This is a genomic window from Pseudomonas kuykendallii (genome assembly GCF_900106975.1).
Taxonomy (GTDB): domain Bacteria; phylum Pseudomonadota; class Gammaproteobacteria; order Pseudomonadales; family Pseudomonadaceae; genus Pseudomonas_O; species Pseudomonas_O kuykendallii.
The window spans coordinates 610,308-635,440 of sequence record NZ_FNNU01000001.1 but is presented as its reverse complement, the minus strand read 5'-3'; the positions used below and the strand labels follow the sequence as shown (position 1 = coordinate 635,440).

Here is a 25,133-nt window from a genome sequence, read left to right as displayed (position 1 = left end):
TGGCCTCAGATCGGCAGCGCCAGATAGAACACCGTGCCCTGGCCGAGGCGCGAGTGCACGCCGAGGCGGCCGCCGTGCAGCCGCGCGATTTCCTTGCACAGCGCCAGGCCGAGACCGGCACCGCCCTGCTTGCGACCGATCTGCACGAAAGGCTCGAAAATCCGCGATTGCTGGCTGTAGGGAATGCCCTCGCCGGTGTCCTCCACGCTGAGAATTACCCGCTCCCCATGGCGCCGCGCCTGCAAGCGAATGCTGCCGCCGGCGGGGGTATAGCGCAGGGCGTTGTCGAGCAGGTTGTCGAACACCCGCTCCATCTGCGGACGATCGATCTGTACCGTGGGCAGCGGCAACTGCATGTCCAGCTCCAGCGACACCTGCTGCTCGGCGGCCTGGCCAGCGAAGCGCAGGCGAACGTTTTCCAGCAGTTCGCCGACGTCGCAGGGGCGTAGCTCCAGCTTCTGCTGTCCGCTCTGGTAGCGCGAGAAATTCAGCAGGTCGTTGATCAGGCGGACCAGTCGGCGCATCTCCTCGTCGACCGTCTGGATCAGGTCGCTCTCGCGGCTCTCCGGACCGAATTTCAGGCGCTCGCGGAGAAGGCCGAAGGCCATGTGCATGCCGGTGACCGGGGTGCGCAATTCGTGGGAGGCGCGCAGGACGAACTCATTGCGCACCCGCTCGAAGGCACGCTGGCTGGTCACGTCGCGCAGGATCAGCACCGCGCCCACCGTGCGGCCCTGGGCATCGCTGATGTTCGACAGGCGCCAGGCGAGCAGCCGGGTCTCGCCGCCGGCCTCGATCACCAGGTCGTCCTGCGGTGCCTCCAGCGGCTGGTCGCCGAGCACCTTGTGCACGGCATCGTCCAGGGCCGGCTGGTTGAGTGCCTCGCCCAGGCTCAGGCCGATGTGCTCGTTGCTCCAGGCCAGCTGGCGCTGGGAGACCGGGTTGGCGTGTTCGATCTGACCGCGCTGGTCGATGATCAGAAGACCGTCGTCGATGCTGTCGAGCAGGGCCTGCAGGCGCTGCTGGCCGCGCAGCAGGGCCTCGACGTTGGTTTCCTTGAGCTCGCGAAGCGCTTCGGTCATCAGCCCGAAGCGGCGGATCAGGGTGGACATCTCGGCGATCGGCGACACCGGCAGGACCACGTTGAAGTCGCCCTGGCCAATCTGGTCGGCGGCTTTCGACAGGCCCTCGATCGGCGCGCTGAAGCGCCGCGCAAAGCTGTGCGCGGTGATGTAGCCGAGCACCAGCACGGCCAGGCCGATCAGGCCGAGCAGGATGGCGATCAGAATCGAGCGGTTGCGTGCGTGTGCGCCTTCGCTGCGCATGTCGCCCAGCGCGTCCTGCTGCATCTTCACCAGGTGATCGCGCAGCTGGGTGTAGGCCTTGCTGAACGCCGGATTGCCGGTGAAGCCCTGAAGCGGCTGGCCAGGCTGGTCGAGGAAGGCGTTGTAGGCATCGAACTCGTCGCGCGCGAGCTGCAATTGCTCGACATCCGGGCCCTTGGCGTTGTGCTTGATGGCATCGTCCAGGGTGCGCTGGAAATCGCTGCGGATCTGCTCCAGCCGCTGCGTCTGCACCGGCCGCTCCAGCAACAGCGCCAACTGGTTGCCGAGGTTCTGGCGAAGCTGCTGGGCGACTTCGATGACCACGAAGTTGCTGCGGATCAGCTGGTCCTGCGACTGCGCCATCTGGATCACGCTGAACACGCCCAGGCACAGGCCGAGCAGGGCCAGGGTCATCAGCGAAGAAATGCCCAGGAACAGCCGGGCACGCAGATTCATGATGGCTTTCATAGGCCGTACTGTTTGCGCTTCCGATACAGCGTCGAGGCGTCGATGCCCAGGGTTCTGGCGGCCTGGTCGAGGGTTTCGCTGGTGGCCATCACCGCGGCGATGTGGGCTTTCTCCAACTGTTCCAGGCTCAGCGATTCACCGACGCGCGGCGCGCTGTTGCCACCGCTGTGGGTGCTCATGCCGAGGTGGCTGACTTCGACGTATTCCTGCGGGCAGATGATGCTGGCGCGCTCGATCACGTTGCGCAGCTCGCGCACGTTGCCGGGCCACGAGTAGCTGGTCAGCGCATCGCTGGCCTCGGCGCTGAAGGCGCGCGCCGGGCGGCCGTAGCTCTTGACGAATTGCGAGAGGAAGCTCTCCGCCAGTTGCAGCACGTCTTCCGGCCGTTCGCGCAGCGGCGGCAGGTTAAGGGTGATGACGTTGAGGCGGTAGAGCAGGTCTTCGCGGAAGCGTCCCTCGCGGACCATGTCCTCGAGGTTCAGGTTGGTCGCGGCGAGAATGCGCACGTCGGCGCGGCGGGTCACCGGGTCGCCGACGCGCTCGTATTCCTTGTCCTGGATGAAACGCAGCAGCTTGGGCTGGAGGATCAGCGGGAAATCGCCGATCTCGTCGAGGAACAGCGTGCCGCCGTCCGCCTGGCTGACCCGGCCGAGGGTGTTCTCGGTGGCGCCGGTGAAGGCGCCGCGGTTGTGGCCGAACAGCTCGCTTTCCATCAGCTCGGCGGACAGCGACGGGCAGTTGATGGTGACGCAGGTCTTCTTCGCCCGGCGGCTCCAGCCGTGAATGGCGCGGGCCAGTTCGCCCTTGCCGGTACCGGATTCGCCGAGGATCAGGATGTTGGCGTCGGTATCGGCGACCTGGCGCGCGGTTTCCAGCACTTTCATCATCGCCGGGCTGTTCGAGCCCAGGCCGTTGCTGCGCTGGCGCACTTCGCCTTCCAGGGCTTCCAGGCGGGCGGCGAGCTGGCGGACTTCCAGTTGCTTGGCCGCGGCGAGGCGCAACTGGTCGGGGCTGCACGGCTTCACCAGGTAGTCCGCCGCGCCCAGCTGCATGGCGTCCACCGCGGTGTCGATCGCCGAGTGGGCGGTGACGATCACCACGCGCATCCACGGCGCCTGTACCTTCATCTGTTGCAGTACGTCGAGGCCGTTGTCCTCGCCCAGGCGCAGGTCGAGGAAGCACAGGTCGAACACCTGCCGTTGCAACAGCGAGTCGGCCTGCGCCGCGCTGTTGGCGGTGGCCACGGTGTAGCCCTCGTCTTCCAGGCAGTAACGGAAGGTGCGCAGGATGGCCGCCTCGTCATCCACCAGAAGAATGCGGCCGTTGGCCTCGATCTTGTTTTCCACTTTCATACTCCCCGTTCAACGCGCTCGGCTATGTCCCGGATGCGCTCGATGCGCATCGCAGCGGCTGCCTTTTTCTCGTTTTCCGCAGCTCGGCGTTTGCTTAGTCCCGTAATTGCCGTGCAAGTTGCACGGTCGATAGTGCCTTATCCTGCAGCGTGCATGAAGATAACTTCCGCCAGCTATCCAAGATATTGAATATAAAGAGAAATTAATTCAGAAGACGTGGCATGTCGATTGCGACCACAAGGCCAAATGGAGCGATTCATCCTTCGCTCGACCTGGCCCGGTCACGCGACACCCTCCGCCCGCTGCGGCGACCCATGACGATCCGGGCCTGTTCCGCGCCTGCCTGGCGCTTTCTCCGGAGAACGGCCATGAACGACAAGACCCACACCCTCAACGAGCTCATCGAGATCACCCGTGATGGCGAGCGCTTCTACCGCCACGCCCTGGGCGAAGTGAAAAGCCCGGAGTTGCGCCAGGTGTTCGAGGAGATGGCGCAGGTGAAGAACGCCGTCATCCAGGCGCTGGCGGTGAAGGTGGCGGCCGGCGACGAACATCCGGCGCAGGGTGGCACGCTGTCCGGCAGGCTTCGCGAAGCCTATGCCGATGCGCGAGCCGGCCTGGCGTCCGACAAGGACGCGACCTACATCGTGCAGCTCGAAGCCACCGAGGACCGCATCCTCGCCGCCTACGAGGACGCGCTCAAGGAGGCGGACGCCGACGTCCAGGCGCTGCTGGGCATTGAGCTGCCGAAGATTCGTGCCTGCCACGCGCGCATGAGCGCGCTAAAGAAGAGCCTCGCCTGAATGCGACATTCGGGCACGGATGCCTGAGCCGGCGCACGACCTTGCAAAACGCACGAAGGGAAAATGGACCATCGTGCAGATTGCCACCGAAAGCCTTCGAATACTCTAAATAAGTTATTGATTTTAAAAGACAAAAAAACGAATTGCAGATGGCACGGCGGCTGCAATGTTAGTCACATACGAAATTGAAACGCGCTGGAAACCAGTCGCTCGGAGGAATCAGGATGAACAACCAACTGCTCAAGTCGCCCCTCTCCAAAGGACTGTTCGCCGTAGCCGCGTTGGTGTTGATCCAAGTGACCGAAAAACCGCAGACCGTCGCCGTTCAGGCTTCTGGTCTGGCCGTGGTCGAAACCCCGTGGGGCCAGGTGCAGCGCCTGCAACCGACCCTCCAGGTGCAGGCTCAGGTTGCACAGCAGTACACCCAGGAATCGCTGCAGCCCGCCACGCAGCCTTCTGCTCGCGAAAGCCAGCAGATCTGGAACGAACTGCCGAAGCAGGAAAGCTACGTTTTCTAACGAAGGACATCGCTGGCAGAGCGGTGAAAAGGAGATGGACATGTGGATTCTTGCTTTTGTGATCACTGCCCTGCTGTTCCTGGGATTGATGATGAGTTGTGCACTCGTGGTCGGCCAGGCGCTGTTGGAGAGTCATTACGTCAATGACCGTGAAGAAACCGTAACCGCGTCCGGACACACCCCCGAGGTCGTCTGAACGCTAGCAACATCAAAAACGAGAAAGAGGAAAATCCTATGTTGAGCTGGGCCATAACCTTCCTGATCATCGCCATCATCGCTGGTGTTCTCGGCTTCGGTGGTATTGCCGGCACTGCCACTGGAATCGCCAAGATCCTGTTCATCCTGTTCTTGGTGTTGTTCGTGGCTTCGTTCATCTTCGGCCGCATGCGCGGACCGCGCTAACCCGGGCCTGGAATGCCCGATTGCCCGGCTGAGTCGGGCAATCGAGAGAATCGCGACTCAAGGAGGGAGTCGCCCGCTGAGCGATAGGGAATTCATCGATCAGCGAAACGGCTGGCCTTCAGCCGTCACTCATCCGACAGCGGATGTGATCAGGGGGCCGGGTTGCTCTGAATGCTTTGAATTCGGAGCGACCTAGGGGTACAGCGAGTACTCCCGTTCGCGGGCCGGATCAGGCGAAGCTGCACCGGAGTCGTCAATCGACTCCGGTGGGCAGCTCAATCACGTGTACAGGCCGTTCGGCCGCTTCCAGCCTCTTACTGCAACCTCACCGCCAGCTTCGCCACGTGCGCGCCCTGGAATTTCGCCAGGCTGAGCTCCTTCTCGCTCGGTTTACGCGAGCCGTCCGGCCCGGCGATGGTGGCCGCGCCGTAGGGCGAGCCGCTGCGCACTTCGCTGATGTCCGAAAGCTCCGGCGCGCTGTAGGGCAGGCCGACGATCAACATGCCGTGGTGCGCCAGCGTGTTCCAGAACGAGGTGATGGTGGTTTCGGTGCCCGCGCCGGTGCCGGTCGAGGTGAACACACTGCCGATCTTGCCGATCAGCGCACCCTTCGCCCAAAGCCCGCCGGTCTGGTCGAGGAAGGTACGCATCTGCCCGGCCATGTTGCCGAACCGCGTCGGGCTGCCGAACAGGATGGCGTCGTAGTCGGCCAGCTCCTGCGGCGTGGCGAGCGGCGCAGCCTGGTCGAGCTTGGCGCCCGCCTGCCGGGCGAGGTCCTCGGGCATGGTTTCCGCCACCCGCTTGAGCGTCACCTCCACGCCCTCGACACTGCGCGCGCCCTGCGCGACGGCTTCGGCCATCTGCTCGATGTGGCCGTACATGGAGTAGTAGAGCACCAGGATTTTCTTCATCTTTCGCTTCCTCGCTTGGTGGATGACAGCAGAAAGCAAGGTAGACCATGCCGTGACCGCGAAGTGTCGCGCAGTTATCATCCAGCCTCCTGTTTGCGGAGGTCTGCATGCTCAACGGCTTATGGCTGGGCTTTTTCGTTGTGGCGGCCGTTTCCGCACTGGGACGCTGGCTGCTCGGCGGCGATGCGGCGGTGTTCGCCGCGCTGGTGGAAAGCCTGTTCGCCATGGCCAAGCTGTCGGTCGAGGTGATGGTCCTGCTGTTCGGCACGCTGACGCTGTGGCTCGGCTTCCTGCGCATCGCCGAGCAGGCCGGGCTGGTCGACTGGCTGGCGCGAATGCTCGGGCCGCTGTTCAGCCGGCTGATGCCGGAGGTGCCGCCCGGCCACCCGGCGCTGGGGCTGATCACCCTCAATTTCGCCGCCAACGGCCTCGGCCTGGACAATGCCGCCACGCCGATCGGGCTGAAGGCGATGCGCGCGCTGCAGGAGCTCAATCCGAGCCAGACCGTGGCGAGCAACGCGCAGATTCTGTTCCTCGTGCTCAACGCTTCGTCGCTGACCCTGCTGCCGGTGAACATCTTCATGTACCGCGCGCAGCAGGGGGCGCCCGACCCGACCCTGGTGTTCCTGCCGATCCTCCTGGCGACCAGCGCCTCGACCCTGGTCGGGCTGTTCTCGGTGGCCTTCATGCAGCGCCTGAAACTATGGGACCCGGTGGTGCTCGCCTACCTGGTGCCGGGCGCGCTGATCCTCGGCTGCTTCATGGGCGTGCTCGCCACGCTGTCGGCCACCGCGCTGGCGGCGCTGTCGTCGCTGCTCGGCAACCTCTGCCTGTTCGGCCTGATCATGACTTTCCTGCTGCTCGGCGCGCTGAAGCGGGTGCCGGTCTACGAGAGTTTCGTCGAGGGCGCGAAGGAGGGTTTCGACGTCGCCAAGAGCCTGCTGCCCTATCTGGTGGCGATGCTCTGTGCGGTGGGCGTGCTGCGGGCGTCCGGTGCGCTGGACATCGGCCTGGACGGGATCCGCTGGCTGGTCGGCGCGCTGGGGCTGGATGGGCGTTTCGTCGATGCGCTGCCGACCGCGTTGGTCAAGCCGTTCTCCGGCAGCGCGGCGCGGGCGATGCTGATCGAGACGATGCAGAGCCAGGGCGTCGACAGCTTCCCGGCGCTGGTCGCGGCGACGGTGCAGGGCAGCACCGAAACCACCTTCTACGTGCTCGCCGTGTACTTCGGCGCGGTGGGCATCCAGCGCGCGCGGCACACGGTCGGCTGCGCGCTGCTGGCGGACCTCGCCGGGGTCGTCGCGGCGATCCTGGTCTGCTACTGGTTCTTCGGCTGAACCGACGCCCCTGGCCGTTCACGATCGGCTGAGCGTCGGCAGGCTGCCTTGGAGATGCCCGGAAGGCTCATCTATTTTCGTGTGACGCCGCTTCCCCGGGCGTTTTCGTCCGCCCGTCAGCAGGCGCTCAGTGCGCGTCGTTGCCCTCCGCCTGGGAGGGGCTCGGCAACAGGGACCAGCGCCCCTCGAAGCAATCGCCACTGTCGAACAGCCGCTGCAGTTCCTGCGGCGGCTGCGGCCGGCTGAACCAGTAGCCCTGGGCATAACGGCAGCCTTCGCGGGCGAGGAAGTCCAGGTGTTCTTGCAGTTCCACGCCCTCGGCGACCACCTGCAGGCCGAGGCTGGCGCCCAGGCCGATGATCGCCCGGCTGATCGCGGTGAGCTCGGGATCGTGCGGGGTGCCGCTGATGAAGCTCTTGTCGACCTTGAGGATGTGCAGCGGGAAGCGCTTCAGGTAGCCCAGCGACGAATAGCCGGTGCCGAAGTCGTCCAGCGCCAGGCGGATACCCAGGCTGGCCAGTTCGCGCAGGCTGGCGAGGGTCTCCGCGCTGTCTTCCATCAGCAGGCTTTCGGTGATCTCGAGAATCAGGCTGGCCGCCGGCAGGCCGGTTTCGCGGAGGATGTCGGCGACCCGCGCGGCGAAATCCATCTGCCCCAGTTGCCGGCTCGACAGGTTCACCGAACAGCGCAGGTGGGCCTGGCCGTCCAGTTGCCAGCGGCGCACCTGGCGACACGCCTCGCGCAGCACCCATTCGCCGACGCGGACGATCTCGCCGGACTCCTCCAGCGCCGGGACGAACTCCAGCGGCCCGACCAGGCGTCCCTTGTGCCGCCAGCGCACCAGCGCCTCGACGGTCTGCAGGTAGGGGTGGCCATGGTCGATGCGGCAGATCGGCTGGTAGTGCACCTCGAACTGACCCTTGGCCAGCGACTGCGACAGCGCGCTCTCCAGCTCCAGCTGATGTTGGGCGGCGACCTGCAGCTCCTCGCTGTAGCGGGCGAACTGCGATTTGCCGGCGGCCTTGGCGCGGTACAGCGCCAGGTCGGCTGCCTGCAACGCATCCAGCGTGCGGCCCTCGTCGCGCAGCGGGGCGATGCCGATGCTGGCGCTGACCACCAGTGCGTGTTCGCGCAGGTGCAGCGGATGCTGGAGGCTTTCCAGCATGCGCTGGGCGACCTGTTCGGCGTCGGCCTGCAGGGCCATGTCGTCGAGCAGCACCACGAATTCGTCGCCGCCGAAGCGGATGAGGTGGTCGCCAGGGCGCAGGCAGCGTTTCAGCCGGTGGGCGACCTCGATCAGCACGTGGTCGCCAGCGGCATGCCCGAGGCTGTCGTTGATGAGCTTGAAGCGGTCGAGGTCGATGAACATCAGCGCGGCCTGGCGGGCGCCGGCCTTGCGCTGGCGTTGCAGCGCCTGGTGCAGCAATTCGTCGAGCCGGGTGCGGTTGGCCAGGCCGGTCAGCGGGTCGTGCCGGGCGGCGTGGCGGAGCTGGCTGTCGACCGCCTTGCGCTGGCTGACGTCGGTTTGCGAGCCGGCCATCCGCAGGCCGCCCTGGCGGTCCCGCTCGGCCACGCCGCGGACCAGCACCCAGGCGAACTCGCCGTCGGCGCGACGAATCCGGTATTCCATGTGCAGGAACGCGGTTTCGTCGCGCAGGTGGGCGTCGATGGCCTGGCGCAGCGAGGGCAGGTCGTCCGGGTGCACGCGGCTGAACCAGCCCTGGCTGCTTTCGCTGAAGCTGTCGCGGCCATAGCCGAGCATGCTCGCCCAGCGCTCCGAGACGTACAGCCGGTCGTTCACCACGTCCCAGTCCCAGAGCCCGTCGTTGGCGCCACGCAGCGCGCGGGCGAAGCGCGCCTCGCTGTCTTCCAGGGCCTGGCGCTGGGCCGCGGTGTAGATGTCGATCGCCAGCGTCATGTCGAAGAACACGGCCTTGAGCATGCTCTGGTAGAGCGCCGCGTTGGGGCTGTCGGCGAACAGTGCGTCGGTCATGCCATCCAGGTACATGCGATAGGCGCCCATGTACCACTTGAGTTCGACGCCGACGCGCTCGTGGACCAGGCCGATCTGCAGCCGCTCGCGCACGTAGTCGCGGTCGTACGGCCCCATCCACAGGCGCCGGTAGTAGTTCAACTGGCTGCGCTTGAGGCGCCTGAGAGTGTCCGCGTCGTTGAGAATCCGCTGCAGCGGGTCGAATTTGACCATGTGCGCGTACAGCGCCTCGACGAAGGCCGCGTGGGGCTCCTCCATCAGGCCTGCCGAGCGGCTCAGACGCGCCGCGTCCTGTTCGTTCCAGCCGAGGAAGCGGCAGCGGTTTTCGACCTCCTGCCGATCCAGGCCGATGCGTTTGAGCAAGCCTTGAAGTTCCTGTTCCGGCCTCATTTCATCCTCTCCTGGAAACTCGAGCCCCAAAAAAAAAGCGCCGCGATGGCCACCCTCTCTCAAAGATGTCCATCGCGGCACTCTGTCTTTCAGGCCCTGAATGTCCTGCCCGGCAAAGCCGATTCCCGCTCATGCGGAACCAAGGGCGCCCTTTTAACCTACTCGATGCGTCTCGGACAACTCGGCTAGCAGTCGCGTGAGCTGCCGGCGCAGTTCGCCGAGCTCGCGGGACTTGAAGGAATGCCGGGTGCGTTCGAGCACGGCCACGGTTTCGGCAAGGGCAGCGTGCAGTTCGCCGTTCGGGTTCAGGCCCGCATCGCCGAACCAGCGGCAAAGCGGCGCCTGGCTGCAATCCACCGGCGAGCAGACCACTTCGCCGTCCAGGTCCATCGAGCGCAGGAGCAGACGAAGGCGCTGCTCCGTTTCCGGATGAGCGCAGACGAGCAGGACGGGTGCGGCGGGTTGGCATGGCATCGGTAGCGACCATAGCGAAGGGCCATTACAGAATATCCCTCCAGTACGCCCGCCCGTTGACCCCGGTCAGCCCCGCTCGCCGCCTGCCTTCGGCGTCTCGACATCGGCCGCGTCGGCCGCGTCCTGCGCGGGATGCGGCGGGCTGAACGGGTCCGCCCCCTCGCTCGGCAGGGCGCCGGTTTCGCCATCCTCGAGCACCGCGTACGCGCTGCTGCAGAAGAACGAGTTGAGGCGCTTCATGTCGGCGATCAGCTCCAGGTGCAGCGAGCTGGTTTCGATGCTCTGCACCACCTGCTGGCTCAGGCGTTCGACGTGGGCATGGGCCAGGCGCCGTTCGCGCACGCGGAAGCGGCGCTTCTCGCGCAGCAGCTGGCGGGCGCCCTGGCGGTCGCCGGAGAGGAACACGGAAAGCCCCAGGCGCAGATTGGCCAGCAGCTGTTCGTGCATCTCGTTGAGTTCTTCCAGGCCCTTTTCGGAGAAGGAATGGCGCCGCGCCGTCTTGTGGTGCTGCAATTTGCCGAGCATGTGCTCGATGGTGTCGCCGGCGTGTTCGAGGTTCACCGCCAGCTCGATGATTTCCGCCCAGCGCCGGGCGTCCGCATCGGCCATGGCTTCGCGGGGGATTTGCGCCAGGTACAGCTTGACTGCGTTGTAGAGGGCGTCGACGTCGTCGTCGAGGCGACGGATTTCCTGGCCCGAGGCCTGCTCGTCACGCTGCAGCACCTCTTGCAGGCGGACCAGCATGTGGTCCACCAGGTCGCCGATGCGCAGGGTTTCGCGCACCGCGTTGGACAGCGCCAGGCTCGGCGTTTCCAGCGCGCTGCGGTCCAGGTGGCGCGGCCGGGCGACGCCGTTGTCGAGGTGTTTTTCCGGCAGCAGCAGCGTGCACAGGCGCGCCATCCAGCGCACCGTGGGCAGCATCAGCAGGCAGCGCAGGGTGTTGTAGACCAGGTGGAAACCGATCACCAGATTCGCCGCCTCGAAGGTCTGCTGCTCGTTCATCCAGTTCACCAGCGGGTGCAGCAGCGGCGACACCAGCAGCAGGCCGAGCAGCTTGTAGAGCAGGCTGCCCAGCGCCACGCGGCGGCCGGCGGCGGATTGCATGCTGCTGTTGAGGAACGCCAGCACGCCGCTGCCGATGTTGGCACCGATCACCAGCCCGATCGCCACCGGCAGGCTGATCAGCCCGGCGCTAGCCAGGGTCGCGGTGAGCAGAACGGCGGCCAGGCTGGAGTAGGTGGCCATCGCCAGGAGCGCGCCGACCATCGCGTCCAGCAGCAGGTCGCCGGTGAGCGAGGCGAACAGCACCTTGATCCCGCGCGATTCGGTGATCGGCAGGGCGGCGGCGACGATCAGCTGCAGCGCCAGGATGATCAGGCCGAGGCCGATGAAGGCACGGCCGAGCTGGCCGATACGGGTCTGCTTGCGCGAGAGGAACAGCAGGACACCGGCGAAGATCAGCAGCGGCGACAGCCAGGACAGGTCGAAGGTCAGTACCCGCGCCATCAGCGCCGTGCCGACATCGGCGCCGAGCATGATGGTCAGCGCCGGCGCCAGCGCCATCAGGCCCTGGCTGACGAACGAGGTCGCCAGCAGCGCGGTGGCGTTGCTGCTCTGCACCAGCGCTGTGACGCCGATGCCGGCGGCGAAGGCCAGCGGCAGGCGGTTGATGCTGTGGCTGAGGATGCGCCGCAGTTGCGAGCCGAACACCCGCAGGATGCCGGTACGCACGATGTGCGTGCCCCACACCAGCAGCGCGATGGCGGAAAGCAGATTGAGCAAGGTCAGCATAAGACGGCCTCCCTGGCGATCGATGTGCGTCGGAAATACCGGATCGCCTGAGCGAGCAGGCGCGGCGGATACCCTTGGGTGGACAGGATATCGCCCCACGGGTTCGCTTCAACGCGCGGCCGATGGCGCGATTATTACAGAAAGGTTTCAGCCGGTTGAATGCCGGGCCGGCTCATTCGCCGAGCCCGTCGGCGTCCGGCGTGTTGCCGTCCAGGCGGATGCGCAGCGCCAGATCGGTGCGCGATTCGGCGTTCTTCAGTGCCTGCTCGAGGCTGATCGCGCCGGATTGCTGCAACGCGAAGAGGTGCTGGTCGAAGGTCTGCAGCCCGCTTTCCGGCGCGGTGCCGATGGCGTCCCTGAGTTCGCCCAGTTCGTCGCGTTTGATCAGGTCGCGCAGGTGCGGGGTCGCCAGGAGCAGTTCCACGGCCAGCACGCGGCGCTGCCGCAGCCCCGGAATCAGGCGCTGGGCGACGATCGCCAGGAGGTTCTGCGAGAGGTCGGCGAGGACCTGCTTGCGCGCGCCCTCGGGGAAGAAGTGCACCACCCGCTCGATCGCCTGCAGGCTGCTGGTGGCGTGCAGCGTAGCGACGCACAGGTGGCCGGTCTCGGCGTAGTGCAGGGCGTGCTGCATGCATTCGGCGTCACGTACCTCGCCGAGCATGATCACGTCCGGCGCCTCGCGCAGCACGTTGCGCAGCGCGGCGGCGAAGCTGTGGGTGTCCAGGCCGACCTCGCGCTGGTCGACCAGCGAGCGCTTGTGCGAGTGGATGAACTCGATGGGGTCCTCGATGCAGAGGATATGCCCGCCCTTGCGCGCGTTGCGGTGGTCGAGCAGGGAGGCGAGGGTGGTCGACTTGCCGGAACCGGCCGCGCCGACCACCAGAATCAGGCCGCGGTCGAACAGCGCCAGGCGCTCCAGCGGTGCCGGCAGGCCCAGCGTGGCGAGCGCCGGGATATCGCTCTTCACATGGCGCACGACCATGCCGACCTCGCCGCGCTGCAGGTAGACGTTGGCGCGGAAGCGCCCGACCTGCGGCACGCTCACCGCCAGGTTGAGCTCCAGCTCGCGCTCGAACTCGGCGACCTGCGCCGGATTCATCAGCGCGTAGGCCAGTTGGCGCACCGCGCCGGGGCCCAGAACCGGGGCTTCCAGCGCCACGGAATTGCCGTCTACCTTCACGTGCGGCGGCGCGCCGACGCTGAAGAACATGTCCGAGCCACCGCGCTCGGCCAGTTGGCGCAGCAGGGTGTGGATCTCCTGATCGGGGGCGCTGTGATTGTCCATTTCGTCGTTGCTCCTGCTGCGCTTCCGGGGATCGGAGGCGCATGATCGTGCAGGTGACGCCGCGGCGCAATTCGACGCAGGCGCCGCACCGCCCCCATCGTTGCACCGCGAGGAAACCATGCAGCACAAGTACGAAGAAGTCGCCCGCAACCTGCTCGGCGCGCCCTATGGCGAACTCGACGAAAACGCCCAGCGCGTTGCCCGTCACCTCGCCAGGCACACGCCGATCGCGCGCAACACCGCGCAGGAAGAGGAGGATGCCGCCAGCTTCGGCCAGCGCGCCGCGGATGCCATCGCCAGCTTCGGCGGTTCCTGGGCGTTCATCCTCTCGTTCATCGGGCTGATCGTGGTCTGGGTCGGGCTCAACTCGCTGATCCTGGCCCGTTACGACGCCGCCTTCGACGCCTATCCGTACATCCTGCTCAACCTGTTCCTGTCGATGCTGGCCTCGATACAGGCGCCGCTGATCCTGATGTCGCAGAACCGCCAGGCGGAGAAGGACCGCATCAACGCCGAGCACGACTATGAGGTCAACCTCAAGGCCGAGCTGGAAATCATGCTGCTGCACGAGAAGGTCGACGCCCTGCGCGAAACCCAGTGGCGCGAACTGGTGGCGATGCAGGCGCAGCAGATCGAACTGCTGGAGCGGCTGGCGCAGCGGCAGGCCTGATCGGCTCGCGGCGACGTGAACCGGCGGTGAACTGATAACCTAGGCATTCCCCCGGCAGACCGCGCATCCATGCTCAACCTCTACCACGCTCCCGATCTGGAAACCCTCGGCGCCCTGGCCACGCGCCTGCTCGCCCAGCCGCAACGCGACCCCTTCGCGCCGGCGCGCGTGGTGGTACCGAGCCAGGGCATCGGCCGCTGGCTGACGCTGCAACTGGCGCGCGAGCAGGGCATCGCCATGCAACTGGAGGTGAAGCTGCCGGCGGCGTTCGTCTGGGACCTCTCGCGCCAGGTGCTCGGCCAGTTGCCGGAGCAGTCGGCGTTCACCACGGTGACGCTGACCTGGCGCCTCTACGACTGGCTCTGCGAGCCGGCCAACCTGCAGCGCGCCGAGCGCCTGCAGCGTTACCTCGAGGGTGGCGACGAACGCCGGCGATTGTCGCTGGCGGCGAAGATCGCCGACGTGTTCGACCAGTACCTGCTCTATCGCGACGACTGGCTGGCGGTCTGGGAGCGCGGCGAGCTGTGCGACCTCGGCCCCGACGAAGCCTGGCAGGCGCTGCTCTGGCGCGAGCTCACCGCCGACGGCCACCCGCATCGCGCGCGTCTGCTCGACGACCTGCTGCAACGCCTGTACGACCCCGCGCCCCTCGCCGACCTGCCCGAGCGCCTGCTGGTGTTCGGCATCAGCTCGCTGCCGCCGCACCACCTGCGCGTGCTCGAGGCCCTGGGCCGGCACACCGAGGTGGTGCTGTTCGCCCTCAACCCGTGCCGCGAGGCCTGGGGCGATATCCGCGACATCCGCGAGCTGGCGAAACAGCCGGAGCTGAGCCCGGATGAATGGTATCTGGATGTTGGCCACCCGCTGCTCGCCAGCCTCGGCAAGCAGGGGAGGGACTTCTTCGACAGCCTGTTCAGCCTGGCGTCGGCCGATGGCAGCCAGGAAACCGGGCTCTATTCGGAAGACGCCGATCTCGTCGACGACAGCCTGCTGCACGCTTTGCAGCACGACGTTCTGCGCCTGCGTACGCGCCAGGCCGACGAGCGCATCGCCCTGCGCGAAGACGAACGTTCGCTGGAGCTGCACGTCGCCCACTCGCCGCTGCGCGAAGTGGAAATCCTCCACGACCAGTTGCTCGCGCGCTTTGCCGCCGACCCGAGCCTGACGCCGGACCAGGTGGTGGTGCTGACCCCGGACATCGAACGCTACGCACCCTACATCGAGGCGGTGTTCGCCTCGCGCACCGGCGCGTCGCGGCAGGCCTCCCCGCGCATTCCGTTCAGCCTCGCCGACCGCAGCCTGCGCGCCGAGCTGCCGCTGCTGGAAGCCTTCCTCGAACTGCTCGCGCTGCCGGAAAGCCGCTTCGCCGCCGAAGACGTGCTGGCCTGGCTGGAGCAGCCGGCCATCGCGCGGCGCGCCGGCATCGAGGCCGAAGACCTGCCGCTGCTGCGCGACTGGCTGCGTGATGCCGGCGTGCGCTGGGGCCGCGATGGCGAACACCGCCGCGCCCTCGGCCTGCCCGGGGACAACGCCTTCACCTGGGCCCAGGGCCTGGACCGTCTGCTGCTGGGCTTCGCCGCGCCGCCGCAACTGGCCGGCGAGGCGCTTCCGCTGCTCGGCGACAGCCTGCCGCTGGACGCCCTGGAGGGCGCGCGCGGGCAACTGCTCGGGCGCCTCTGCGCCTTCGTCGGCACGCTCGCCGGCCTGGCCGCAAGCCTGCAGCGCGCGCGTCCCCTGGCCGACTGGGCGCTCGACCTGCAAGGTCTGATCGACAGCCTGTTCGACGAGCGCGAAGCCGGCGACACCCTGTTGTTGCTCAGCCAGGCCTGCGCCGCGCTGGCGCGCCAGGCCGCGGATGCCGGCATCGTCCGCCCGCTGGAGCTGGCCCTGGTGCGCCAGCAGCTCGGCGCCGCGCTGGAGGCCGGTGGTGGCGCCTCGGGTTTCCTTACCGGCGCGGTGACCTTCTGCACCATGGTGCCGATGCGCAGCCTGCCGTTCCGCCAGGTCTGCCTGCTCGGCCTGGACGACGGCGCGCTGCCGCGCCGCACGCCGGTGGCCGGCTTCGACCTGATCGGCAAGAAGCCGCGCCGGGGCGATCGTGCGCGGCGCCTCGACGACCGCTACCTGCTGCTGGAAACCCTGCTCTCGGCGCGCGATGGCTTGTACCTCAGCTACGTCGGCCGCGACCCGCGCGACAACGCCGTGCTGCCGCCCTCGGTGCTGGTCAGCGAGTTGCTCGAGGCCGTCGACATCACCGCCGTTGCGCCGAATGGCAAGGCCAGCGCCGCGATCACCGTCGCGCACCCGCTGCAACCCTTCGCGCCGGGCAACTTCCAGCAAGACGGCCAGCAGTTGGGCTTCTCCACGTCGTGGTTCCGCGCCGCGCGACGCCTGGCCGAAGCGCCACAGCTGAGCCCGCCGCCCTTCATCGGGCAATTGCCGGAGCCGGGTGAAGAGTGGCTCACGATTGAGCCGTCGCAGCTGCTGCACTGCTTCCACCATCCGGCGCGATTCCTCCTCGAACAGCGCCTCGGTTTGCGCCTGGCCGACGAGGAAGAAGCCATCGCCAGCGACGAGCCGTTCGCCCTCGAAGGCCCGGCCCGCCGTGGCCTGCGCACCCTGGCACTGCAAGCGGTGGAGCGCGACTGGAGCGAGCAGGATGAGCGCCGCATCGCGCGCGCCGCCGGCTGGCTGCCGCCCGGCGAACTCGGCCACGCGCTGTGGGGCAAGCTGCGCGGCCCGGTGCGCGCCTTCGCCCCGCGCTTGTTCGAGGCACGCCCGGAGGATGCGCCGCAGCCGCTGCTGGTGGATGTCACCCTGGCCGGCGTGCGCGTGCATGGCTGGCTCGACGGCGTGACCGCCAGCGGCCTGTTCGACTGGCGGCTGTATGCGCCCGGCGCCTGGGACTTGCCGGGTTTCTGGCTGCGGCATCTGCTGCTGAACGTCGCCGCCGGCGAAGGGATCGCCCGCGACAGCCTGCTGATCTCGCCGGCCGGCGACTGGCAGCTCGGCCCGCAAACCAGTTCGCACGCGCTGCTGGAGCCCTGGCTGGCCGCCTACCGCGAGGCGCTCAGCACGCCGCTACCGTTCCTCACCCGCAGCAGCCACGACTTCGCCAAGGCGCTGGTCACCCCCAGCGCACGCAGCAGGAAGGAGCCCCTCGAGGCCGCCCGCGGCGCGGCGCAGAGCGCCTGGCTCGGCGCCGACTTCAGCCCGATCCCCGGCGAAGCGCTGGACCCTTGGTACGCCCTGGCCTTCCGCGACCGCGACCCCCTCGGCGAACGCTTCGAACAGCTCGCCGAACAGCTACTCGGCCCGGCGTTGCTGGCGTTGGCCGCCGACGAGGAGGACGCATGAGCCTCGACCTGCAGACTTCGTCCTTCACCGGCCGCTCGCTGATCGAGGCGAGCGCCGGCACCGGCAAGACCTGGACCCTGACCGCGCTGTACGCGCGCCTGCTGCTGGAGCAGCAGCTCGGCGTCGGGCAGATCCTCGTGGTCACCTACACCACCGCCGCCACCGCCGAGCTGCGTGAGCGCATCCGCGCGCGCCTGGCGGAACTGCTCGCGGTCTATGAGGGCACGCCGAGCAGGGACGACTTCCTCACCGAACTGCACCGTCGCCACCCCGGCGAGGACGCGCGGCGGCGCCTGCTGCTGGCCGTGCACGGCTTCGACGAGGCGGCGATCTTCACCATCCACGGCTTCTGCCAGCGTGCCCTGCAGGATTCCGCCTTCGAGGCCGGCGGTGACTTCGACAGCGAGCTGACCCAGGACGACCGCGAGGTGCTCGACGCCTTGCTCGGCGACGCCTGGCGCCACGTGCTGGCGGAGGCCGACCCGGCCTGGGCGCGCTACCTGGCCAAGCAGAAGATCACCCCGGCGGCGCTGCGCCAGCGTCTGCGCAGCCACCTGGGCAAGCCCTACCTGCGCGTCGAACCGCGCGAGGCCCCGGCGCAGGACGCACTGGCCGCCGCGAATGCGGCCTGGGAGCAGGCCGCGGCGCTGTGGCACGAGGCCGGGCAGGCCTGGATCGACGAGCTGCGCGCCCACCCCGGTCTCAGCCAGAGCACGCACAAGGTCGGCAAATTCTCCCTGTGGCAGGGCGAGCTGGAGAGTTACTTCGCCGACCCAGCCGCGCTGTTCGAGCCTCCCCAGGCGCTGGAAAAACTCGGCACCGCCGCGTTGGCCAAAGCCTGCAAGAAGGGCCATGAGGCGCCGGTATGCGCCCTGGCGCATGCCCTCGATGACCTTGCCCAGGCGCTGGCCGAGGCAATTCCCGCAGGCAAGCAGAAGCTCATCGCCCTGCTGGTGCAACTGCTCGACCAGCTCAACGCCGAGCTGCCGGCGCGCAAGGCGGCGCAGCGCCTGCTGGCCTTCGACGACCTGCTCAACCGTCTCGACGAGGCGCTGCACGGCCCGGCCGGCGACGACCTGGCCGCGACCCTGCGCGCGCAATACCCGCTGGCGCTGATCGACGAATTCCAGGACACCGATCCGGTGCAGTACCGGATCTTCGACCGCCTCTACCCGGTTGTTCCGGGCGGGTCGCGCAGCAGCCCGGGCGGCGACCTGTGTTTCGTCGGCGACCCCAAGCAGGCCATCTACGCGTTCCGGGGCGCCGACCTGGCCACCTACCTCAGCGCCCGCGCGGCGGCCGCGCGGCGCTACGACCTGCCATTCAACTACCGCTCAACGCCGCAGCTGATCGACGCATTGAACCGCCTGTTCGATCGCCCGCAGCCGTTCGCCGAAAACGGCCTGGACTACCCGCCGGTCAGCGCCGGAGCCAAGCCTCGCGCGCAGCTGGTGCTGCCGGCGGCGGAAGGCGATGCGCCGCTGGCGCTGGTCTGGCTCGGCGACGAGGGCTTCAACAAGGGCCGCGCCGGCGAGATCGCCGCACTCGACACCGCCCGGCGCATCGCCGGGCTGCTCGCCGCCAGTGCCGAGGGCAGCGCCTATTTCGACGAGGATGGCCGGCGCACGCCGTTGCGCGGCGGCGACATCGCCGTGCTGGTCGCCAGCCACCGCGAGGCCGCCAGCGTCGCCGGCGAACTGGCCGCGCGCGGCGTGCCCAGCGTGCGCCGCGGGCGCGACAGCGTGTGGCACAGCGAGGAAGCCGGCGAACTGGCCGCGGTACTCGCCGCCTATGCCGAGCCGGGCCGCGAAGGCGTGCTGCGCTATGCCCTGGCCAGCCGCCTGCTCGGCCGCGATGCCGCGCAGCTGGCGCGTTGCCAGGACGACGAACGCGCCTGGGACAAGGAGCGCGCCGACGCCGAGCAGTACCACCAGCTGTGGCAACAGCACGGTTTCATGCGGGTGTTCCGCGCCTGGCTGGATCAGGAACAGGTGGCCGAACGCTTGCTGGCGGGCATCGACGGCGAGCGCCGGCTGACCAACCTGCTGCATCTGGCCGAGCTGCTGCAGGCCGAGAGCCTGCAACGTCCCGGCCTGGAAGCGCTGCTCGCCTGGTTCAACGGCCAGCGCAACAGCGAGGGCGCCGGCGACGATGCCCTGTTGCGCCTGGAAAGCGATGCCGAGCGCGTGCAGATCGTCACCATCCACACGTCCAAGGGCCTGGAGTATCCGCTGGTGTTCTGCCCGTTCCTCTGGGACGGCAAGCTGCTCGGTCAATTCACCGACAGCGCCCGCTGCCACGATGAAAACGGCCAGCCGCTGCTCGACCTCGGCAGCGCGCGGCTCGACCAGCGTCTGGAAAAAGCCCGGCGCGAAGTGTTCGCCGAGAAGCTGCGCCTGACCTACGTGGCGCTGACCCGCGCGCGTGACCGGCTGTGGCTGCACTGGGGCCCGGTCGCCGTGCCCAAGCCGAAGAAGGACGGTGGCCTGCCCGACGAAGGCCTGCACAGCAGCGCGTTGGCCTGGCTGCTGCACGGTCGGCAGTTGCCCGGAGACGACGCCCTCGGCGAAATCGCCGCGCACCTCAGCGAGAAGCCCGGCGTGGCGCTGGCGGCCGAGCTGGACCGCCTGGCCGAGAGCAGCCAGGGGATGATCGCCCGCGTGGGTCTGCTCGACCGCGAAGCCACTGCCGGCGGCGAGCCGCGCGCCCAGGCGCCGGCCGCGCTGCAGCCGTTCCAGCGCAGCCTGCAGAGCGCCTGGCGCATCGGCAGCTTCTCCGGGCTGGCCGCCGGCATGCACATGGAGGCGCCGGACCGCGACGCCTTGGCGATGCCGGCCGCCAGCGAGCCGGGCGTAGGTTTCTTCGCCTTCCCCCGTGGGGCGCGGGCGGGGACCTGCCTGCACGCGATTCTCGAAGACTGGGCGCGGGACAAGGCGCCGCTGGCCGAGCTGGTCGCCCCGGCGCTGAGTGCCCACGGCATCGACGCCGAGACCTGGGGCCCGATCGCCGAGCAGCACCTGCAGCAGGTCCTGGAGACCGATCTCGACCGCGCCGGCCTGACCCTGGCCAGCCTGCAACGCGCCCGTCGCCTGCCCGAGCTGGGCTTCACCTTCCCGGTAGCGAACCTCGACGTGCAGCGCCTGCGCGTGCTGCTCGCCGACCCCGCGATGGGCCTGGCGGAACCGCTGCGCCTGGCCGCCGAGCGCCTGGAGTTCGACAGCCTCGAGGGCTTCCTCAAGGGCTTCATCGACCTCACCTTCGAGCACGCCGGGCGCTGGTACATCCTCGACTACAAGTCCAACTGGCTCGGCCCGGACGCCAGCCATTACGGCGGCGAACGCCTGCTGCAGGCCCTGGCCGACGAACATTACTACCTGCAGTACCTGATCTACCTGGTGGCGCTGCGGCGCTTCCTGCGCCAGCGCCTGGCCGACTTCAGCAACGCGCAGCTTGGCGGCGCCTACTACCTGTTCCTGCGCGGCATGCCGCAGGCCGGCGTGTACTTCGCCCGGCCCGGCGATGCACTGCTGGATGCCCTCGACCGACTGTTCGCCGGAGCGGCCACATGATCGGTGTAGGGCGGGTGCAACCCGCGTGCGCACCGTGGCCCCGTACGGGGATATCGGTGCGCATGGCGCACCCTACGGGGGTTGCCGATGAACCTTGCCGAATGGCCGCTCGCCGTAGGGTGCGCCGCGCGCACCGCCAACACCGCGGTGGCTACTGGTGCGCATGGCGCGCCCTACGGGGGTTGCCGATGAACCTTGCCGAATGGCCGCTCGCCGTAGGGTGCGCCGCGCGCACCGCCAGCTCCGCAGTGGCGACTGGTGCGCATGGCGCACCCTACGGAGGTTGCCGATGAGCCTTGCCGAACTGCCGCTTGGGCCGCTGGAACGCGCCTTGGTCGATAGCCTGCGCCGCCTCGATCCGGCGGCGGGGGAGTCGGTGCTGGCCGCCGCCGCACTGTGCTGCGAGGCGTTGGGCGCCGGCGATGTCTGCCTGTTGCTGGAGCGCCGCGCCGGGCGCCGCCCGTGGCCGGAGCACGCCTTCGTCCTGCCGGGCCTGGCCGACTGGCGCGCGCAGTTGCAGGGCAGCGCGCTGGTCGGTGCGCCGGGTGGCTTCGCGCCGCTGATCCTCGATGGCGAGCGCCTGTACCTGGCGCGCTACCACGCCTACGAAACGCAGCTCGCCGCGCAGTTGCTGCGGCGTGCGGCGGATGTTCCCGAAGTGGATGAAGCGGCGCTGGGGGAAAGCCTGGCGCGGTTGTTCGCCTTCAACGCCGGCACCCTGCCTGACTGGCAGCGCCTGGCCGCGGCGCAGGCGGTGCGTCGGCGCCTGTCGGTGATCTCCGGCGGCCCCGGCACCGGCAAGACCACCACCGTGGTACGTCTGCTCGCGGCGCTGCTGGAACAGCCGGGCGCCGCCGCGTCGGGCGCCAGCGACCTGGCCATCGGCCTGGCCGCGCCCACCGGCAAGGCGGCGGCGCGCATGGCCGAGGCGATCCGCACCGCTAAGGCGGCGCTGCCGGTGGACGAGGCGATCAAGGCGGCGTTACCGGAAGAGGCGCGCACGCTGCATCGCCTGCTCGGCAGCCGTGGCGATACGCCCCGGGTGCGCCACGACGCGGCGCGGCCGCTGGCGCTGGACGTGCTGGTGGTCGACGAAGCCTCGATGGTCGACCTGGCGCTGATGGCCAAGCTGGTCGACGCGTTGCCGCCGCACGCGCGGCTGATCCTGCTCGGCGACAAGGACCAGCTGGCCGCGGTGGAGGCCGGCGCGGTGTTCGCCGAACTCTGCGAAGGGCGCGGTTTCGACGCCCAGGCGGTGGCCGACCTGCGGCGCATCACCGGCCAGGCCGTGGCGGTCGAGGCGCCGCGCTCGAAGCTCGGCGACGCCGTGGTGCTGCTCACCCATAGCCACCGTTTCGCCGGCGACAGCGGCATCGGCGAGCTGGCGCGGCGGATCAACGGCGGCGATGCGGCGGGCACCCTGAGCCTGCTGCGGGAAAACCGCGCCGACCTGCACTGGCAGGACCAGCCGTCCCCGGCGGCGCTGCTGGAACGCCTCGACCAGGCGTATCGCCCCTACCTGCAGGCGACGCGCAGCGGCGACCCGGCGCAGGCCTTCGCCGCGTTCAACGCCTTCCGCGCGCTCACCGCGCAGCGCGAGGGGCCGTGGGGCGTGACGGGTATCAACGAGGCGCTGGAAGCGCGCATCAAGCGCCGCCTGAGCCTGCCCGAGCGCGAACGCTGGTATCCCGGCCGCGCGGTGATGGTGCGGCAGAACGACTACGCCCTCGGCCTGTTCAATGGCGACATCGGCCTGTGCCTGCACGGTGAATTCGGCCTGCGCGTCCATTTCGAGGGGGAGGACGGCTATCGCGCCTTCGCCCCGGCGCGCCTGCCCAGCCACGACAGCGCGTTCGCCATGACCGTGCACAAGAGCCAGGGCTCGGAGTTCGGCGAGGTGCTGCTGGCACTGCCCGAACTGCCCAGCCCGTTGCTGACCTGCGCGCTGTTCTACACCGGCATCACCCGCGCCAAGCACCGCGTGGACATCTGGGGCCGGCCGGCGCGCCTGCTCGACGCGGTGGAAACCCGCGCCGAACGCGCGGCCGGCCTGGCCCGGCGGCTGGCGCGCGAGGACGTGCCCATGGAGACTGCGCCGGCGACGCCCGACCAGGGCCAACTGGACCTCTTCTGAGACGACCAGAGGTAAGTGGCGCCGCTCAACTACGCGGCGCGGCGGCCGATAACAAAGTTCAGCGTCGTTACGACCATTCGGCGATGGCGTGGCCGCGCGAGAACTGCCTAAATGCAGGCATGACCGGTCAATAACAACGAGAACGCCGCATGTCATCCAGCTACCGTTGCCACCCCGTCGCCTGCCTGCTGCACGCGACCGGGCTGATCCTGCTTGTCGTCGTCTACCAATCCTGGGCGTTGCCGCTGTGGCTGAGCATTCCGGCGGCGCTGCTGCTGGCGCTGTGGCCGTGGCTGGGCCCCTGGCAACGTCCGGCGGAAGGGAACGCCGCGCCACAGCCGGCGACCGACTTCAGCGCGCTCAGCCAGAGCCTGTCGCGGCACACCAGCCACAACGCGCTGTATGCCGCCCAGGTCTCGTTCGGTGTGCAGCAACTGGCCGGCAAGCTGCAGTCGCAAATGGCCGCGGTGGACCAGCTGGCCGCCAGCGCCGAGGCGATGACCGCCACCGGCGAGGACAGCGCGCAGCGTACCGGGCATACGCTGGAAGCCGCGCAGGCCGTGCGCCAGAGCGCCGACAGCGGGCAGCACGAGCTGCAGCAGGCGATCGGCCGGATGCAGCAGCTCAGCGCGCAGACCGCCGCCAGCCGCGAGCTGATCGCCGGGCTCGGCGCGCGTACCGAGCAGATCGGCCAGGTCACCGCGGTGATCCAGTCCATCGCCAGCCAGACCAACCTGCTGGCGCTCAACGCGGCCATCGAGGCGGCGCGTGCCGGCGAGGCCGGGCGCGGTTTCGCGGTGGTCGCCGACGAGGTGCGCAACCTCGCCGCGCGCACCGCCGAGGCCACCGGGGAGGTCGGCCAGATGGTCGCCGACATCCGTCAGCAGAGCGAAGCGGTGGTCAATCATATCCAGCAGCAGGCCAGCGAGCTGGACGAAGCGGCCGGGCAGGTCGAGCAGACCGGCCGTCAGCTGTCCGGCATCGCCGGGCTGGCCGGCGACGTCGAGGCGCAGGTGGCGCAGATCGCCGCCGGCACCCAGGACAACCAGCAGCGCCTGGTGGAACTGTTCGAGGCGCTGGCGCAGTTGCGCGCCGACGCCCACGCCAGCGATGCGCAGACGCGCCAGCTCGGCGAGGCGGCGACGCAACTGGTGGGCCAGGCCGAGGCGGTCAGCGAGCAACTCGCCGAGGTGCGCCTGGACGATTATCACCAGCGCATCTTCGACCTCGCGCAGGAAGGCGCGGCGGCCATCGCGGCGCGGTTCGAGGCGGATATCGCCGCCGGCAAGCTGAGCGTCGACGACCTCTTCGACCGCAACTACCGGCTGGTCGCCGGCAGCAAACCGGCGCGCTACCGCACCCGTTTCGACGGCTACAGCGACGACGTCCTGCCGGCCATCCAGGAGCCGTTGCTGGCGCGTCACGACGGCCTGGTGTTCGCCATCGCCAGCACCCCGGAGGGCTACGTGCCGACGCACAACCGCGCTTTCAGCCATGCGCCCACCGGCGACCCGGCGCAGGACATGCTGCGCAGCCGCAGCAAGCGGATCTTCGACGACCGCACCGGACGCCGCTGCGGCAGCCACCAGCAGCGCCTGCTGCTGCAGACCTACATGCGCGATACCGGCGAGCTGATGCACGATCTCTCGGTGCCGATCCGCGTGCTGGGCCGGCACTGGGGCGGGCTGCGCCTGGGCTATCGCCCCGAGCCTTGAGAGCCCGCTCGCCGTGAGGCCGCTTGCCGTCTGCCCGGCGCTTGCGCATCATCGAGGCCTCAACCCTGAGGACAACAACAATGAAAACCCTCGTCGATCACCTGGCCCAATACGCCGACTACCACCGCGACAAGCGCAACATCCTCACCCATTTCGTCGGTATCCCGCTGATCGTGGTCGCCGTGGCCGTGCTGCTGTCGCGGCCGGGTCTGTCGCTGGGCGGTTTGTGGCTGTCGCCGGCGGCTCTGCTGGCATTGGTGACAGGGCTGTTCTACCTGCGCCTGGACCTGCGCTTCGGGCTGGTCATGGGCGCCTTGCTGCTGCTCAGCCTGGCCGCCGGCGCGGCGCTGGCGGTGCAGGGCACCGCGTTGTGGCTGGGTGCCGGGCTCGGGCTGTTCTTCGTCGGCTGGGTGATCCAGTTCGTCGGCCATTACTACGAGGGGCGCAAGCCGGCGTTCGTCGATGACCTCATGGGCCTGGCGGTCGGCCCGCTGTTCGTGGTCGCCGAGCTGGCCTTCCTGCTCGGCCTGCGCAAGGACGTCGAGCGGCAGATCGAAGAGCGCGCCGGGCCGACGCATGTCCGCGGGCGCGACGCCACCGCCTGAGCAAACCGCCAGTTCGGGTAGACTCCGCGCTTTG

At 68.7% G+C, this 25,133-nt stretch carries 18 protein-coding genes; 11 read left to right on the top strand and 7 right to left on the bottom strand.

The genetic code is table 11. The features are described from left to right. Positions 1–5: 5 nt before the first annotated feature. Both BLV15_RS02860 and algB read right to left on the bottom strand, forming a co-directional pair. A complete protein-coding gene (locus BLV15_RS02860; protein WP_090224455.1) occupies positions 6–1,793 on the bottom strand; it encodes an ATP-binding protein in 1,788 nt (595 codons plus the stop codon). Beyond that, a complete protein-coding gene (algB, locus tag BLV15_RS02855; RefSeq protein ID WP_407072439.1) occupies positions 1,790–3,139 on the bottom strand; it encodes a sigma-54-dependent response regulator transcription factor AlgB in 1,350 nt (449 codons plus the stop codon). The genes BLV15_RS02860 and algB overlap by 4 nt, the downstream gene beginning before the upstream one ends. Positions 3,140–3,513: 374 nt before the next feature. Between algB and BLV15_RS02850 the strand changes: the two genes are divergently transcribed. The 4 genes from BLV15_RS02850 (at position 3,514) to BLV15_RS02840 (ending at position 4,868) form a co-directional block, all read left to right on the top strand. Next, on the top strand, positions 3,514–3,948 hold the full coding sequence (locus BLV15_RS02850) for a ferritin-like domain-containing protein (RefSeq protein WP_090224452.1): 435 nt from the start codon (positions 3,514–3,516) through the stop codon (positions 3,946–3,948). Positions 3,949–4,172: 224 nt separating this feature from the next. Next, positions 4,173–4,466 carry a hypothetical protein gene (locus BLV15_RS02845; RefSeq protein ID WP_090224450.1) on the top strand — a complete coding sequence of 98 codons (294 nt, stop codon included), beginning with the start codon at positions 4,173–4,175 and terminating at the stop codon, positions 4,464–4,466. Positions 4,467–4,506: 40 nt separating this feature from the next. Continuing rightward, positions 4,507–4,662 (top strand): hypothetical protein, encoded by a 156-nt coding sequence (locus BLV15_RS22030; RefSeq protein ID WP_175534273.1) that lies wholly within the window; start codon positions 4,507–4,509, stop codon positions 4,660–4,662. A gap of 38 nt (positions 4,663–4,700) precedes the next feature. Next, positions 4,701–4,868, top strand: a complete 168-nt coding sequence (locus BLV15_RS02840; protein WP_090224448.1) for a DUF1328 domain-containing protein — start codon at positions 4,701–4,703, stop codon at positions 4,866–4,868. A gap of 314 nt (positions 4,869–5,182) precedes the next feature. Here the strand turns inward: BLV15_RS02840 and wrbA are convergent, their stop codons facing one another. Beyond that, entirely contained in the window at positions 5,183–5,779 is a 597-nt protein-coding gene (wrbA, locus tag BLV15_RS02835; protein ID WP_090224446.1) for an NAD(P)H:quinone oxidoreductase, read from the bottom strand. 107 nt (positions 5,780–5,886) lie between these two features. Here wrbA and BLV15_RS02830 point away from each other — a divergent pair, with 107 nt between their 5' ends. Continuing rightward, positions 5,887–7,116, top strand: coding sequence for a nucleoside recognition domain-containing protein (locus BLV15_RS02830; RefSeq protein WP_090224444.1), 1,230 nt, complete (start codon positions 5,887–5,889; stop codon positions 7,114–7,116). A gap of 127 nt (positions 7,117–7,243) precedes the next feature. Here BLV15_RS02830 and BLV15_RS02825 read toward each other — a convergent pair whose 3' ends face one another. The 4 genes from BLV15_RS02825 to BLV15_RS02810 form a co-directional block, all read right to left on the bottom strand. Further along, positions 7,244–9,499: a putative bifunctional diguanylate cyclase/phosphodiesterase gene (locus BLV15_RS02825; protein ID WP_090224443.1), complete on the bottom strand. Its 2,256-nt coding sequence runs from the start codon at positions 9,497–9,499 to the stop codon at positions 7,244–7,246. Between the two features lie 153 nt (positions 9,500–9,652). Further along, a complete protein-coding gene (locus BLV15_RS02820; RefSeq protein ID WP_090224441.1) occupies positions 9,653–9,973 on the bottom strand; it encodes a hypothetical protein in 321 nt (106 codons plus the stop codon). Positions 9,974–10,039: 66 nt separating this feature from the next. Further along, positions 10,040–11,764 (bottom strand): Na/Pi cotransporter family protein, encoded by a 1,725-nt coding sequence (locus tag BLV15_RS02815; protein WP_090224439.1) that lies wholly within the window; start codon positions 11,762–11,764, stop codon positions 10,040–10,042. Positions 11,765–11,936: 172 nt separating this feature from the next. Further along, on the bottom strand, positions 11,937–13,049 hold the full coding sequence (locus BLV15_RS02810) for a PilT/PilU family type 4a pilus ATPase (protein ID WP_090224438.1): 1,113 nt from the start codon (positions 13,047–13,049) through the stop codon (positions 11,937–11,939). A gap of 118 nt (positions 13,050–13,167) precedes the next feature. Here BLV15_RS02810 and BLV15_RS02805 point away from each other — a divergent pair, with 118 nt between their 5' ends. The 6 genes from BLV15_RS02805 (at position 13,168) to BLV15_RS02780 (ending at position 25,099) form a co-directional block, all read left to right on the top strand. Continuing rightward, positions 13,168–13,719 (top strand): DUF1003 domain-containing protein, encoded by a 552-nt coding sequence (locus BLV15_RS02805; protein ID WP_090224436.1) that lies wholly within the window; start codon positions 13,168–13,170, stop codon positions 13,717–13,719. Between the two features lie 69 nt (positions 13,720–13,788). Further along, entirely contained in the window at positions 13,789–17,076 is a 3,288-nt protein-coding gene (gene recC / locus BLV15_RS02800; RefSeq protein WP_090224434.1) for an exodeoxyribonuclease V subunit gamma, read from the top strand. Then, the gene (gene recB, locus BLV15_RS02795) at positions 17,073–20,645 is read left to right on the top strand and encodes an exodeoxyribonuclease V subunit beta (RefSeq protein ID WP_090224432.1); all 3,573 of its coding nucleotides are present in this window, start codon (positions 17,073–17,075) and stop codon (positions 20,643–20,645) included. Before recC ends, recB begins: the two co-directional genes overlap by 4 nt. 289 nt (positions 20,646–20,934) lie before the next feature. Beyond that, on the top strand, positions 20,935–22,779 hold the full coding sequence (gene recD / locus BLV15_RS02790) for an exodeoxyribonuclease V subunit alpha (RefSeq protein WP_090224430.1): 1,845 nt from the start codon (positions 20,935–20,937) through the stop codon (positions 22,777–22,779). 149 nt (positions 22,780–22,928) lie between these two features. Next, entirely contained in the window at positions 22,929–24,494 is a 1,566-nt protein-coding gene (locus BLV15_RS02785) for a methyl-accepting chemotaxis protein (RefSeq protein ID WP_090224428.1), read from the top strand. Positions 24,495–24,574: 80 nt separating this feature from the next. After that, positions 24,575–25,099: an Mpo1 family 2-hydroxy fatty acid dioxygenase gene (locus BLV15_RS02780; RefSeq protein ID WP_090224426.1), complete on the top strand. Its 525-nt coding sequence runs from the start codon at positions 24,575–24,577 to the stop codon at positions 25,097–25,099. Positions 25,100–25,133: the final 34 nt, after the last annotated feature.